The sequence below is a fragment of the Falsochrobactrum tianjinense genome, assembly GCF_019100495.1.
GTDB classification, from domain to species: domain Bacteria; phylum Pseudomonadota; class Alphaproteobacteria; order Rhizobiales; family Rhizobiaceae; genus Brucella; species Brucella tianjinense.
Genome location: NZ_JAHRVA010000001.1, coordinates 161,474 through 174,746, shown reverse-complemented (window position 1 = coordinate 174,746; position 13,273 = coordinate 161,474). Strand labels below are relative to the sequence as shown.

Below are 13,273 nucleotides of genomic sequence, written 5' to 3'. Positions count from 1 at the left end.
CCTTGGGAGAAGCCGGAAGGTTTCCGGGAATGCTTGGGCCGCCAAAGGAGTGATCCATGATCGAACATAATCCCACGACAATTTACGGCACCACCATCGTTACCGTCCGTAAGGGCGGCAAGGTGGTGATCGCCGGTGACGGACAGGTCTCGCTCGGCAATACGGTGATGAAGGGCAATGCGCGCAAGGTGCGCCGTATCGGCAAAGGCAATGTCATTGCCGGTTTCGCCGGTGCCACCGCCGACGCCTTCACATTGCTTGAACGGCTTGAGGCCAAGCTGGAGCAATATCCCGACCAGCTCATGCGCGCCAGTGTCGAGCTTGCCAAGGACTGGCGTACCGACCGCTACCTGCGCCGCCTTGAGGCGATGATGCTGGTTGCCGACAACAAGGTCACGCTGGCGCTGACCGGCACCGGCGATGTGCTTGAGCCCGAACATGGTGTCATGGCCATCGGATCGGGCGGCAATTATGCGCTGGCCGCCGCACGCGCGCTGATCGACACGGACAGGGATGCCGAGGAAATCGCGCGCAAGGCGATGGAGATCGCCGCCGATATCTGCATCTATACCAATCACAATGTCATCGTGGAAAGCATCGATACCGAATGATGCGCCCGCCATCAATTTTCTTCGGCGACAATTTATCAGGCAGCAGAACAGGTTGTAATCATGAGTAATTTTTCTCCCCGGGAAATCGTCTCGGAACTGGATCGCTTCATTATCGGCCAGAACGACGCCAAGCGCGCCGTGGCGATCGCCCTGCGCAATCGCTGGCGACGCCAGCAGCTCGATGGACAGATGCGCGAAGAAGTAATGCCGAAGAACATTCTGATGATCGGGCCGACCGGCGTCGGCAAGACCGAGATTTCGCGCCGTCTCGCCAAGCTTGCCGGTGCGCCCTTCATCAAGGTCGAGGCGACCAAATTTACCGAAGTCGGCTATGTCGGGCGTGACGTCGAGCAGATCATCCGTGATCTGGTGGAAGCGGCCATCGGACTGGTGCGCGAGAAAAAGCGCGAAGAGGTGAAGGCCAAGGCGCATATCAATGCCGAGGAACGCGTGCTCGACGGGCTGGTCGGCAAGACAGCAAGCCCTGCCACCCGCGAAAGCTTCCGCAAGAAGCTGCGCGACGGCGAACTGGACGAAAGGGAGATCGAGATCGAAGTCGCCGATACGGGCGTCGGCCAGAATTTTGAGATCCCCGGAATGCCGGGCGCGAATGTCGGCATGATCAATCTGGGCGATATTTTTGGCAAGGCCATGGGCGGGCGCACCAAGCAGCGCAAGACCACGGTCAAGGATTCCTATGCCATCCTGATCAATGACGAATCCGACAAGCTGCTCGACCAGGAGCAGGTCATTCAGGAGGCCCTGCGTTCGACCGAAAATGACGGCATCGTCTTCCTCGACGAGATCGACAAGATCGCGTCACGCGAAGGCGGAATGGGCGCGGGCGTATCGCGCGAGGGCGTGCAGCGCGACCTGCTGCCGCTGGTTGAAGGGACCACGGTCGCCACCAAATATGGCCCGGTGAAAACCGACCACATATTGTTCATCGCTTCGGGCGCGTTCCATGTTTCCAAGCCGTCCGACCTTCTGCCGGAATTGCAGGGCCGCCTGCCGATCCGCGTGGAGCTAAACGCGCTGACCCGCGAGGACTTCCGCCGCATTCTGACGGAAACCGAAGTGAGCCTCATCAAACAATATATCGCATTGATGGCGACCGAAGAGGTGAAGCTGGAAATCACCGACGACGCCATTGATGCGCTGGCCGATATCGCCGTCGATCTGAATTCGTCGGTCGAAAATATCGGTGCGCGCCGCTTGCAGACGGTTATGGAACGGGTTCTGGATGATATTTCCTACAATGCGCCCGACAAATCCGGCTCGGCCTTCACGGTGGACGGCGATTATGTACGCAAGACGATCGGCGATCTGGCCAAGAACACCGATCTGTCGCGCTTTATCCTATAGCCGCGCGGAGATTGAACAGGCGGAACGTGGCCGGAAAGCCACGGCTGCGCCGCCATTATCGCAAAAGCCAAAAATCCCCTCGACTTCATCGAGGGGGTTTTTTATTTTCCCGGCAGTTTAGGAACCGTATCGAGGCCGCTCCCACACAATGACCAGCCGATTGAACCGCTTTGCGGGCTTTTGTTTTCACAAAGTTGTACCCGCAAGACCGGCTGCTGCTCTGGCTGGAATGGCGCTTGCTTCCATTCTCGCCTGCCAAAGCGCGCAGGCGACGACCCCGGTTCCGCCCGGCAATCGCAATATCGAACAGCCCGCCGTTCCGGGCGCTTCGGCTCGGCGCACCGGCCAGTTGAATACAACTTTCGAAGCCAAATACCGCAAGATCTACAATCTGCTGAAAGCGGACACTGCGCTACGCTCGAAAATCAGATCGACCGCCAGCGCTTACGGGATCGATCCGCTTCATATTGTCGGGGCTATTGTCGGCGAGCATACCTATAATGTCGATGTCTATGACCGTATCCAGACCTATTACGTCAAGGCGATGTCTTATGTCAGCCAGGGCGTGAGCTTTCGCTATAATGGCGAAGGGATCGAAGAATTTGTGAACCGCCCGGAATTTGCGCGATGCGAGAAATTCAGTGACAGCTATTCGCTGTGGACCTGCCGCGAGAATATCTGGAACTCGAAATTCCGCGGCAAGACGGTCAATGGAAAATCCTACCCCAATAATCGGTTCAGCGCCGTGTTCTTCCAGCCCTTTTATGCGGGGCAGACATTCGGTCTGGGCCAGATCAATCCGCTGACCGCCCTGATGATGTCGGATATAGTCAATCGCGTCTCCGGCCTGCCGAAACTCGACGCCGCAAACGGCAATGCGGTTTACAGGACCATCATGGACCCAGACCTGACGCTGCCCTATATCGCAGCGACCCTCAAGCAGTCGATCACCGCCTACCGGCGGATCGCCGATTTCGATATTTCCAGAAATCCCGGCATCACCGCCACACTCTACAATACGGGTGGAGCGGAAGAACGCGCGCGTATTCTGGCCAATACGAATGCCAAACGAAAAGCGGCAGGCAAAGAACTGCTTCTGCCGCAGGAAAATTATTATGGCTGGCTGGTCAACGCCAAGCTCGATGAGTTGCGGCCGCTGTTTTGATTATTTTGAAGAAAGCGGCCTGAGGCCGCGGCGGCGCTTGCGCGCGGCTTCTATTTCTTCGGTCAGGTGCCGGATCGTCTCGCGGTCGATGATGCGGATATTGCGTGCCAGCAAATTGGCGAGTTCTGTCGCCTGCGGCGACAGGCCCGATGTGTCGATCATCACGCGCGGATGCGAGACAGCGGCGAGATTCTGCAACTCCTCCGCCTCGTCCCAGATGATGTTGAAATAGGTGATGATGCGCTGCAACAGGTCCCAGGTTGGCTGGCCGCGCCGCCCATGTTCCAGCGCCGAAAGATAGGCAGGAGAGACGCGCAGCGCCTGCGCCATTTCCTTTTGCGTGACCCCGCGTTCCTCGCGCAATTCGCGCAGCCTTATTCCGAAAGGCGTCATAGCAGCAAATTTCCATTCCGGGCCTGGCGCCGCAAGCGCACATAAAGCGCACCTTGTCCGCCATGATGGCGCGCCGCATCCTCATAGGCGCTGACGAGCAGGCGAAACAGCGGCGTCGAAAACCAGTGCGGCACGGCCTGGCGCAAGACGCCCTCGCTGCCCAGCGAACGCCCTTTGCCGGTGATGACCATTACATGCTTGAGGCCACGCGCATGGGCGCTGACAAGAAAACCATAAAGCAGCTCATAGGCATCGTTCTGCGTGAGGCCATGCAAATCAATGCGCGCTTCGATATCCACCCGGCCTTTTGAAATCTTACGATGGGTGGGCCGGTCAAATGTATGGATCGGCCTTTCCCTGAGGGCGGAAAGGCTCTTTTTGGGCTCACGCGTCTCGCCTGTGGGCCGGAGTGCTTTCAAGGCAGGCTTGCTTGCCTTTTCCTCCTGCGCGAGCAGGGTGGAAAAATCCGGTGAAACTTCAGTAATGATTTTTTTGGGAGAGAGCGGCTTTGCCGTTCTGGCAACCGTTTCCCACAGAATGCGATCTTCCGGGCGCAAATAGTCCTTTTTGTCATCCTCATGCACCATGGAGTTCACCCTCCACAAGCGCACGCGGCACCAGTGCATAAAAATCGGCCCGGTGGCGAATGCCGCCCGCAATCTCACCCGCCGCATCGCCGGAGCCTGCGAAAAGATCGCCCCGCGCCGGACCCACGATTGCCGTTCCCGTATCCTGCGCGATCATCAGACGGGAAAATGGCTCATTGCCAAAAGCGGCCAGCGTTGGCGCATCCACATAAATGGGCGTGCCGAATGTGTGCAAAAGCCTGTCCACGGCAACAGAACGACCGGCGGTCAGAGGCACCTTCGCCGCAGCAACGGGACCCGCCGCCGGATCGCTGACCGGGGCCTCCCGGAAGAAAACATAGGATCGGTTGCGCCAGATCAAAGCGTCGGCCCTGTCGGGATTTTCCCGCAGCCAGCGCCGGATCGACTGCATACTGATTTCATCTGCGGCAATCTCGCCCTCGGCCACCAGTATGCGCCCGATGCCGGTGAAAGGATGGCCGCTTTTGGCCGCGTAAGTGATCCGCATCAGGCTGGCGTCACGGAGCCTGAGCCGCGCCGCGCCCTGCACATGCGCGAAAAATGCGTCGATACGATCCGCGACAAAGGCCAGTTCCAGACCGCGCCCGGCAAGACTGCCCTGTTCGATGGCGCGGCGGTCGTAATATTCGACAATTCCACCTGCCCCCTGCCGGGCAAAAGCAAATGACGGATCGAGTCCGGCGGGGCGGTTTTCCTGCGTGATCTTCACCAGATCGTCGGGCTTTGCGAGAAAAGGCACATTGAAATGCGCGTCTGATACCAGTGAAGCTTCGATTTCCGGCTCGTAAAACCCGGTCACAAAGGCTTTGGTGGCTTCATCCCCTATCCGGCAGGGGACAAAATACTTCTCGAAGAAGGCGCGCGCCTGCCTCACATCGGGATCGGCAAGAACACGCGCGGCGGCAAAGGCCGGCTGAAGCGCATCGAAAGAAATGCCAAGACTGCCGCTTTTATAGCTGTTGCTCACCGCATAGTCGGCACAGCGGCGAAAGGCCGAAAAAGCCAAAGTCTGATTGTCCCGGTCCCAGCCAGGGCAATCTGCGAAGCCCAACGGGCGTAATGATTTTGCCAATCTGTTCAAACGCGCGAATCCGGCTTCGATTTCGGGCGCTATGCAGCCCGATTTCCATCTTGATCAATCCTCGGCTTCGGTGGCGACAAGCTTCCAATTGGGATCGCGCGAGCGCGTATCGCGCGCGAAGGTCCAAAGATCCTTGATCTCGACCACATTCTCCAGATCGCCATCGATCACCTTACCGTCCTTGTCCAGCGTGGCGGAGATCATCTGGCTGACGATATTGAGGGTGACATGCGCGTCCGTTCCTTTCATCTCCGCATTGGAGATTTCAGCCTTGTCGATACCGACAAAAGAGGAGCGGATGCTTTCGCCGCGCGCTTCACGCTCATCGATCGCCGAAACAAAGCCCTCATAGACTTCCTTTGAAAGAAGGTTTTTGAGAACCTTGCGGTCGCCATCGGCAAAGGACATGACGATCATTTCATAGGCGATTTTCACGCCCTCGATGAAACTGTTCGGCTCGAAAGCAGGATCGGCGGCATAAATGGCGCGGAGCCCGTCATTGACCGGCGTGCCGGACGGCGCGATTTTGTCGATGGCAGTGAAATCCTTCTCGGTGCTGCGGCGCGGCAGGGCAACGACATTATCCGTTTCGGCCCCCGCCGTTTGCGCCTCGGCGTTGCGCGCCGACGTATAGGGATCGAAAGGCGGCTTCTCATTTCCCGTGCGGCGACCTAGAACATTTCTCAACTGGAGAAAAATGACCACCGCCGCGATGAAGAAGAATATCGTACCAAAATCAAAAAATTCCATACTGACTGCCACCACCTGACGGACCGGGATATGCATCTCCCTTCCGTCTTCAATTTCGTTACCCCTACATATAGATCGGGATCATTGATCATTCAAATCCCGATCGCGCATACCTATCTGTTATTCTATGATAGACAGTCTCGATTGTCTGCACGCATATCGTTATTCGAAAACCGGTTCCTGTTTCGGGCGAGATGCTACGGAAACGCAAATCAACATAAGGTCGTAACCGACGTGTCCCCTTCTTTAGCCCTTATTGCCATGCTGGCAATGCCTTTCATCGAAATTGCCGGATTTGTCATTATCGGCAGCGAAATTGGCGTGCTGGCAACACTGGGCCTCATCATATTGAGCGCGATGCTCGGCTTTTTCCTGCTGCGCGTGCAGGGAATCGGGCTGTTGCAGCGCATTCGCACCGAAACCGCCGCCGGGCGCGTGCCGGATCGTGAAATGGTGCATGGCGCCATGCTCGTTCTCGCCGCCATATTGCTGATCGTTCCCGGTTTCGTCACCAGTGCCATCGGCCTTCTGCTTTTCATCCCCCCGATCCGCGATCTCGTCTGGGAGAGAGCCGTGCGCGGACGCATGGTTGTTACCGCCACATCCACCCGCTATTCGCAAGGCTATGGACGCGCTCAGCCGCGTGACGACCATGTGATTGATCTCGATCCGGAAGACTATACCGATAAAGGCGATGAAAATTCGCCATGGAACCCGGACCAGAAAGATCGGTGATTGCGCAAATACTAACCTGCAAAGCCTTTCTTGCCTCAACTTCGCGCGCATGCTAGCCAAGCATCACTGCTTTAGAGGCAACAAGATAAATCACCAAAAGAAGGCATACCGATAATGGCAAAGACGCCGAGCGATAAGGCCGCAACGGGCGAAGTAAAGAACAGCAATGGTGCGGATGCGCAGCCATCCCTCAATATTCTGGCGCAATATGTGAAGGATCTCTCCTTCGAAAGCCCCGGCGCGCCGCTGTCGCTGCGTCCACGCGAGAAGGCTCCGTCCATCAATATCAATGTGAACGTGAACGCCAATCCGCTGTCCGAAACGGACTTCGACGTCGTGCTGACGCTGGAAGCCAAGGCCGTCGACGGCAAGGACGTTCTGTTCAACGCCGAACTGACCTATGGCGGCGTTTTCCGCATTCAGGGAATGGCACAGGAGCACATGCTGCCGCTGCTGTTCATCGAATGCCCCCGCCTGCTGTTCCCCTTCGCGCGCCAGATCATCGCCGACGCAACGCGCAATGGCGGCTACCCGCCGCTGATGATCGACCCGATCGATTTCGCGCAGATGTTCCAGCAGCGCATGGCCGAAGAACAGGCCAAGTCCGCCGTAAAGAGCTGATTTCAACACTGATACGAAAAAGCCCGGCATTGCCGGGCTTTTTCTTTTTAAAGATATTTTTTCCAGATCGCCTTGTCACCGAGATTTTCCACCAGCGCGGCATGTGCGGCGCGCTCTTCCGGGCTGATACGCGGTGCAAGCTGGCGAGGGCGCTGGCGCAGCACTATGCCAGCACCATTATCCGAGCGGCCATCGCCTCCGGAACTGCCCGAAATGCTCAGGCCGAGCGCCGTCTGCTTGCCGCCGATCAGTTCAATATAAACTTCCGCGAGAATTTCGGAGTCGAGCAAGGCCCCATGCAATGTGCGGTGCGAATTCTCGATCCCATAGCGCTTGCAAAGCGCATCGAGTGAATTCGGCCCCATCGGATGCTTGCGGCGAGCCAGCGCCAGCGTATCGACAATGCGTTCCGCCGCAATTTGCGGGCGGCCCAGCCGGTCCAGCTCAGCATTGATGAAGCCAAGGTCGAACATTGCATTATGCGCAACCAATTTTGCCCCGTCGATAAATTCCATGAATTCATCGAGAATATCGGCAAATACCGGTTCGTTGAGCAATTTCTCATTGCTGATGCCATGAATGGCCAGCGCTTCCGCATGGACCTGACGGCCCTGCGGATTGATGAATTTGTGGAAGGTGCGGCCAGTAGGAAAACGGTTGACCAGCTCCACCCCACCGATTTCGATCACACGGTCTTCCAGCCGCTCAAGTCCGGTGGTTTCCGTATCGAAAACGATTTCGCGCATCTCAACCTCTCAATTTCGTCATTCTATAGCACAAGCAGACGGAGATCAGGCGTTAGTCGCCAGTCATCCACGCAATTTCGCGATTATATTTGCGATCTGGCGGCATGTTTCCTCGAAGCTGCCGCCCGAATTGATAATAAAATCGGCACGCGCACGCTTTTGCTCATCCGGCACCTGCCGTGCAAGAATCGTGGCGAGTTTTTCCTGCGTCATTCCCGGACGGGACAAAACGCGTTCGCGCTGGAGCGGGGCCGGAGCGGAAACCACCGCCACATGATCGACGCGCTTTTCGCCGCCGGTTTCATAAAGCAGCGGAATATCGAGCAGGACGATATCCGCGCCCGCTGCGCGCGCTTTGCGCAGAAATTCAGCCTCTTCCTCTTGCACCATTGGGTGAATAATGGCTTCAAGCCGTTTCATCGCCGCTTCATTGCCCAGCACTGCCGCGGAAAGCTTCTGGCGGTCGACGGTTCCATTTGCGACCGTGCCGGGGAAAGCCGCTTCGATCAGGGGTGCGGCGCGCCCCGAATAAAGCCTGTGCACTGCATCGTCGGCGCTATAGACCGGCATACCCGCCTCGGCAAACATGTTTGCCGCCGTGGTTTTACCCATGCCGATGGAGCCAGTCAGTCCCAAAATAATCATAAAGCGCCAGTCTTTTTCATATCCGCCAGAATATGCTCGCGCAGGGCCGGTGTCACTTGCGGTCTTGTGCCGAACCAGCGCTCGAAGCCCGGAACGGCCTGATGCAGCAGCATGCCGAGACCATCGACGGTTTTAAGCCCCGCTTTCTCAGCTTTGGCAAGAAAAGGCGTTTTGAGCGGCACATAGACGATATCGGTCGTAACCGTCGTCTTTTGCGCTGCATTAAGATCGAGAGGGAAATCTTCGGCCTCACCATGGCCGCTCATGCCAAGTGATGTCGTGTTGACGATCAAGCCGGCATCCCGGACCAAACGGGGAGCGTCGGTCCAGCCATGGGCTGAAACGCCTGCGCCAAAATGAGCTGCAAGTTCCTCGGCGCGGCTCAAGGTGCGATTGACGATGGCAATGCGCAAAAAACCTCGCGTCTGCAAGGCGTGAACGATGGCCCGGCCAGCACCTCCAGCACCCAGGACCAACGCCGTATCGGCATTGTCCCAGCCCGGCGTGCTGGCATCGAGATTGGCGGCAAAGCCATAGGCATCAGTGTTGCCGCCGCACAGCCTGCCATTTTCGAACCAGAGCGTATTGACCGCGCCGATTGCAGTTGCCGCCGCATCGCGGCTTTGCGCTGCGGCAAAGGCTGCTTCCTTGTGCGGAAGAGTGACATTGCCGCCCGCAAAACCCTCATCCCTGAAAGATCCAGCGAAAGATGTAAAATCCTCCGGCTTCACTTCGATGGCCTCATATGAGCCTTCGATGCCGTATTCATTGAGCCAAAAGCCGTGAATCAGCGGGGAACGCGAGTGCTTTATCGGAAAGCCGGTGACAAAAGCTTTTTTGGCGGTTTCAGCCATCGATCAGGTTTTCCTTCCTCAGTTCGGCCAGAAGCGGCAGCAGCGGCAATCCGACAATGGTGAAATAATCGCCATCAATGCGCTCGAAAAGCTGGATGCCCGAACCTTCGACCTGATAGGCGCCGACGCTTGCGAGCGCAATATCGCCGACGCGCCCGAGATAGCGCCCAACAAAGCCCGGATCGAGATCACGCATCGTCATGCGCGCCACCGAAACATGCCGCCAGAGCGTCCCACCATTCTTCACCAGCACCACGGCGCTGTTGAGATGATGAGTTTGGCCTGAAAATTTCAGCAATTGCCGGCGCGCCGCATCCATATCGGCCGGCTTGTGAAAAATCTCGTCTCCCATCGACAGCGTCTGGTCGCAGCCGATCACCACCGTATCGGGATGTCTTGCGCTCACATCGAGCGCCTTGGCTTCAGCCAGCACCAGCGCCACGTCTTCCGGCGAGGCGCCGCTTTTATAAAGCGGAGCCTCCACCGCGCGCTCGTCTATATCGGCGCTTTCGCCTGAAAATTCTATGCCCGCATTTTTAAGCAAGGCAGAACGAAATGGACTTTTGGATGCAAGAATAAGTTTTTTCGTCATTGTCAGTCTTCCTTTCTGCCGCTGCGCAGCAACGCCTGAATGGCGGCTGCGGTTTCCTCGATGGAGCGGCGCGACACATCGATGATGGGCCAGCCGTGCCGGTTGCACAGATTGCGCGCATAGGCCAGTTCTTCAGAAATCGACGCGCGATCCGTATAAAGGCTGGTATCGAGCGAAGGAACGCTGCCGAGCGGACGGTTCTGGCGGATTTGTGAAATGCGTTCCGCCGTCGCGATCAGCCCGACGATCAGGGGCTGTTTTGCCGTAAAAAGTGCTTCGGGAACTGGGATTCCCAACACAATTGGAACATTGGTGGCCTTGATCCCGCGATTGGCGAGATAGATGCTGGTTGGCGTTTTCGACGTGCGCGATATGCCCACCAGGATGACATCCGCCTCTTCTATATCGTAGGGCAACTGCCCGTCATCGTGTTCCATGGTGAAATTAAGCGCATCGATGCGGCGGAAATAATCGGCATTGAGCACATGCTGCGCGCTGGCGCGGCGATGCGCCGGTGCACCGAGATAGGATTGAAATGTATTGAGGACCGGCTCAAGGACGGAAACGCTCGGCACCCCCATTTCCACGCAAGACTGATCGATGATGGCGGCAAGCTTCTGGTCGACGACCGTATAAAGCACGATCCCCGGTTCGTCATCTATATCTTCGAGCACCTTGCGTAATTGCTTTTCAGTGCGGATGAGGGGGTAGATATGCTCGATCGCCCGCGCATTCGTATATTGCGCTGCGGCTGCGCGGCCCGCGGCAAGGAGAGTCTCTCCGGTCGCATCAGAAATCAGATGAAGATGAAAGTAGGAAAGCGGTCTGATCACAGTTTTCTGGCCTCCCTGTTGATGACTGTGCGTAATGTGGGCGCTTCATCCACAAGCCATGGCAGGCAGTGGGAAACTTGGCAAGTCATCCACAGCGAGCTAACATGTGCCAAGCGTTATAAAAGGCTTGTGGACAAGACTCGCAATATGGATGAAGCCAGAGCTTATCCCCGCCTTTTCCACAAGAACAGGCAGAGTGCGTCAATTCGTAACCCCTTATATTCAATGAAAAAATTGAGTTCTCATTGCTTTTATCAAGATGATCGGTGAATTATTGCACAGGAAGACGCGACCAGACAGGAACTGTGGGGAAAAGACGGACAAAGCTTAATCCCCGATTCCAACAGACTCTAAGAATAAAAAGATTCAAGAATCTCCTTTCTTTATAAGAACTGGGCGGGAAAACTCCTGGTCGCAACAGGACAGGGAATCAGGCTATTCAGTTAAGAAGATAGCCCTTCAGAAAATGGTCTGATCAAAAGGTGCCCAATTTAAAAAGGTGCAAGGAATGAAGCGCAAAGTCTTGAAAGTGATCGATGGTGAAACGGTATTTCCACCTCCCATCTGGATGATGCGACAGGCTGGCCGATATCTTCCCGAATATCGAGAGCTGCGCAAACAGGCAGGCGGCTTTCTCGATCTTTGCTATTCGCCCGATCTGGCCGTTGAAGTAACACTACAGCCAATCCGCCGATTTGGCTTTGATGCAGCCATTCTATTTTCGGATATTCTGGTCATTCCGCATGCTCTTGGACGCGATCTTCGCTTTGAAGAGGGCAAGGGACCATTGATGACGCCAATCGATGCCGACGAAATATTCTGGCTGGAGACAGAAGGGGCTGCAAAACGGCTGGAACCGGTCTACGAGACGGTCCGACTGCTTCGCGAGCAGCTTCCCGACGAGACAACGCTGCTGGGCTTCTGCGGCGCGCCCTGGACCGTTGCGACCTATATGATCGCGGGTCACGGCACACCGGATCAGGCTCCCGCCCGCCTGTTCGCCTATCGCTTTCCCGAAGCTTTTGAAAAACTCTTGAACGATCTTGCCGATGTTTCCGCGCAATATCTTATAGAACAGCTTGATGCGGGCGCCGATGCCTTGCAGATTTTCGATTCCTGGTCGGGCGTTCTGGACGAAGACTGCTTCGAGCGGTTCTGCATCCAACCGGTTGCGCGCATCGTGCAGAAGGTGAGGGCGGTCTACCCCGAAGCGCGCATTATTGGTTTCCCGAAAGGCGCAGGTACGCTTTATGCCGGTTATCGCGAAAAAACCGGCGTGGACGTGCTTGGCCTCGACTGGTCGGTTCCGCTTTCTTTTGCCGCTCAATTGCAAAGCGAGGGCGCGGTTCAGGGCAATCTCGATCCGCTGCGTCTGGTTGCCGGTGGCCAGGCTTTGGATGAAGGTGTGGATGCAATCCTCGACAAGCTTGGTCAGGGTCCGCTGATTTTCAATCTTGGCCATGGGATCACACCCCAAGCCCCTATCGAGAATGTTCATCGCATGATTGACCGGATACGCGGAGGTGCATGATGAGTATACAGAGCAACGAGAATAGCGGGAAGGCTGTTCTGGTCCGGACAATTATCAGCCTTCTTGTCGTCGTGCTGGGCGTATGGGCATTGTTTTATGTGAATCCAGCCAGCGCCTATCCGTGGGTCAAGGCGTTGCATGTGATCGCCATCATCTCATGGATGGCAGGGATGCTCTATCTGCCGCGCCTTTTCGTTTATCACTGCGCAGCCCAGCCTGGATCGGAAGCATCCGAGACTTTTAAGGTTATGGAACAGCGTTTGCTGCGTTTCATCATCAATCCGGCCATGGCAGTAAGCTGGATTGCCGGCCTGTGGATGGCGTGGGAGATTTTCGGCTTCAAGGGCGGTTGGCTGCATGCCAAGCTTCTGCTTGTCGTGCTCATGTCCGGTTTGCACGGTTATCTTTCGAAAGCCACACGGCTTTTCGCGGAAGACCGCAACATCAAATCGGCCCGGCATTGGCGTATCGTCAATGAGATACCAACCGTTCTCATGATCCTGATTGTCGTTCTGGTGATCGTGAAGCCCTTCTGATAATTAAGTCAATGAAAAAGGAATCCGGATTTTTTCCGGGTTTCTACCAATTGCCTATTGCGGATTTTTTTGGCAATCACTAACTGATACTTGCTCTTCTTACCGTGAATCGGTATGAAAGCGTTCTCTTCCCATCATGATAGCAGGCCTTCGATGCCGGTCACGTCAGTGACCACCTTTCCGAACCACTGCATTTTCTCCTTATAT

16 protein-coding genes are annotated in these 13,273 nt (G+C 56.3%); 7 read left to right on the top strand and 9 right to left on the bottom strand.

Annotation, left to right across the window (positions count from 1 at the left end; translation table 11 throughout):
- The first annotated feature begins 56 nt into the window (after positions 1 to 56).
- The 3 genes from hslV (at position 57) to KUG47_RS00855 (ending at position 3,141) form a co-directional block, all read left to right on the top strand.
- Entirely contained in the window at positions 57 to 611 is a 555-nt protein-coding gene (hslV, locus tag KUG47_RS00865; protein WP_217676080.1) for an ATP-dependent protease subunit HslV, read from the top strand.
- A 60-nt stretch (positions 612 to 671) separates the two neighbouring features.
- Positions 672 to 1,976 carry an ATP-dependent protease ATPase subunit HslU gene (gene hslU, locus KUG47_RS00860; RefSeq protein ID WP_217676079.1) on the top strand — a complete coding sequence of 435 codons (1,305 nt, stop codon included), beginning with the start codon at positions 672 to 674 and terminating at the stop codon, positions 1,974 to 1,976.
- 148 nt (positions 1,977 to 2,124) lie between these two features.
- Positions 2,125 to 3,141 (top strand): DUF1402 family protein, encoded by a 1,017-nt coding sequence (locus tag KUG47_RS00855; protein ID WP_217676078.1) that lies wholly within the window; start codon positions 2,125 to 2,127, stop codon positions 3,139 to 3,141.
- On the opposite strand, the gene KUG47_RS00850 is transcribed toward KUG47_RS00855, so the two are convergent.
- From KUG47_RS00850 to KUG47_RS00835, 4 genes are read right to left on the bottom strand one after another with little or no spacing between them, the layout of a single operon-like run.
- Positions 3,142 to 3,534 (bottom strand): helix-turn-helix domain-containing protein, encoded by a 393-nt coding sequence (locus KUG47_RS00850; RefSeq protein WP_217676077.1) that lies wholly within the window; start codon positions 3,532 to 3,534, stop codon positions 3,142 to 3,144.
- Positions 3,531 to 4,121, bottom strand: a complete 591-nt coding sequence (locus KUG47_RS00845) for a Smr/MutS family protein (RefSeq protein ID WP_217676076.1) — start codon at positions 4,119 to 4,121, stop codon at positions 3,531 to 3,533. The genes KUG47_RS00850 and KUG47_RS00845 overlap by 4 nt, the downstream gene beginning before the upstream one ends.
- Positions 4,111 to 5,223 carry a murein transglycosylase A gene (gene mltA, locus KUG47_RS00840; RefSeq protein ID WP_217676075.1) on the bottom strand — a complete coding sequence of 371 codons (1,113 nt, stop codon included), beginning with the start codon at positions 5,221 to 5,223 and terminating at the stop codon, positions 4,111 to 4,113. The genes KUG47_RS00845 and mltA overlap by 11 nt, the downstream gene beginning before the upstream one ends.
- 54 nt (positions 5,224 to 5,277) lie before the next feature.
- The gene (locus KUG47_RS00835; protein ID WP_217676929.1) at positions 5,278 to 5,973 is read right to left on the bottom strand and encodes a Tim44/TimA family putative adaptor protein; all 696 of its coding nucleotides are present in this window, start codon (positions 5,971 to 5,973) and stop codon (positions 5,278 to 5,280) included.
- A gap of 234 nt (positions 5,974 to 6,207) precedes the next feature.
- On the opposite strand from KUG47_RS00835, the gene KUG47_RS00830 reads away from it, so the two are divergent.
- Both KUG47_RS00830 and secB read left to right on the top strand, forming a co-directional pair.
- Entirely contained in the window at positions 6,208 to 6,708 is a 501-nt protein-coding gene (locus KUG47_RS00830; protein WP_217676074.1) for an FxsA family protein, read from the top strand.
- Between the two features lie 114 nt (positions 6,709 to 6,822).
- Positions 6,823 to 7,329, top strand: a complete 507-nt coding sequence (secB, locus tag KUG47_RS00825) for a protein-export chaperone SecB (protein WP_217676073.1) — start codon at positions 6,823 to 6,825, stop codon at positions 7,327 to 7,329.
- Positions 7,330 to 7,376: 47 nt separating this feature from the next.
- Here the strand turns inward: secB and dnaQ are convergent, their stop codons facing one another.
- The 5 genes from dnaQ to KUG47_RS00800 form a co-directional block, all read right to left on the bottom strand.
- The gene (dnaQ, locus tag KUG47_RS00820; RefSeq protein WP_217676072.1) at positions 7,377 to 8,075 is read right to left on the bottom strand and encodes a DNA polymerase III subunit epsilon; all 699 of its coding nucleotides are present in this window, start codon (positions 8,073 to 8,075) and stop codon (positions 7,377 to 7,379) included.
- 63 nt (positions 8,076 to 8,138) lie between these two features.
- On the bottom strand, positions 8,139 to 8,720 hold the full coding sequence (gene coaE / locus KUG47_RS00815; RefSeq protein ID WP_217676071.1) for a dephospho-CoA kinase: 582 nt from the start codon (positions 8,718 to 8,720) through the stop codon (positions 8,139 to 8,141).
- The gene (locus KUG47_RS00810) at positions 8,717 to 9,574 is read right to left on the bottom strand and encodes a shikimate dehydrogenase (RefSeq protein WP_217676070.1); all 858 of its coding nucleotides are present in this window, start codon (positions 9,572 to 9,574) and stop codon (positions 8,717 to 8,719) included. Before KUG47_RS00810 ends, coaE begins: the two co-directional genes overlap by 4 nt.
- On the bottom strand, positions 9,567 to 10,166 hold the full coding sequence (locus tag KUG47_RS00805; RefSeq protein ID WP_217676069.1) for a Maf-like protein: 600 nt from the start codon (positions 10,164 to 10,166) through the stop codon (positions 9,567 to 9,569). Before KUG47_RS00805 ends, KUG47_RS00810 begins: the two co-directional genes overlap by 8 nt.
- Before the next feature lie 2 nt (positions 10,167 to 10,168).
- On the bottom strand, positions 10,169 to 10,999 hold the full coding sequence (locus KUG47_RS00800) for a pyruvate, water dikinase regulatory protein (RefSeq protein WP_217676068.1): 831 nt from the start codon (positions 10,997 to 10,999) through the stop codon (positions 10,169 to 10,171).
- Positions 11,000 to 11,507: 508 nt separating this feature from the next.
- Here KUG47_RS00800 and hemE point away from each other — a divergent pair.
- Together hemE and hemJ are read left to right on the top strand one after the other, a co-directional pair.
- Positions 11,508 to 12,530: a uroporphyrinogen decarboxylase gene (gene hemE, locus KUG47_RS00795; RefSeq protein WP_217676067.1), complete on the top strand. Its 1,023-nt coding sequence runs from the start codon at positions 11,508 to 11,510 to the stop codon at positions 12,528 to 12,530.
- Positions 12,530 to 13,066: a protoporphyrinogen oxidase HemJ gene (hemJ, locus tag KUG47_RS00790; RefSeq protein WP_217676928.1), complete on the top strand. Its 537-nt coding sequence runs from the start codon at positions 12,530 to 12,532 to the stop codon at positions 13,064 to 13,066. The genes hemE and hemJ overlap by 1 nt, the downstream gene beginning before the upstream one ends.
- Positions 13,067 to 13,273: the final 207 nt, after the last annotated feature.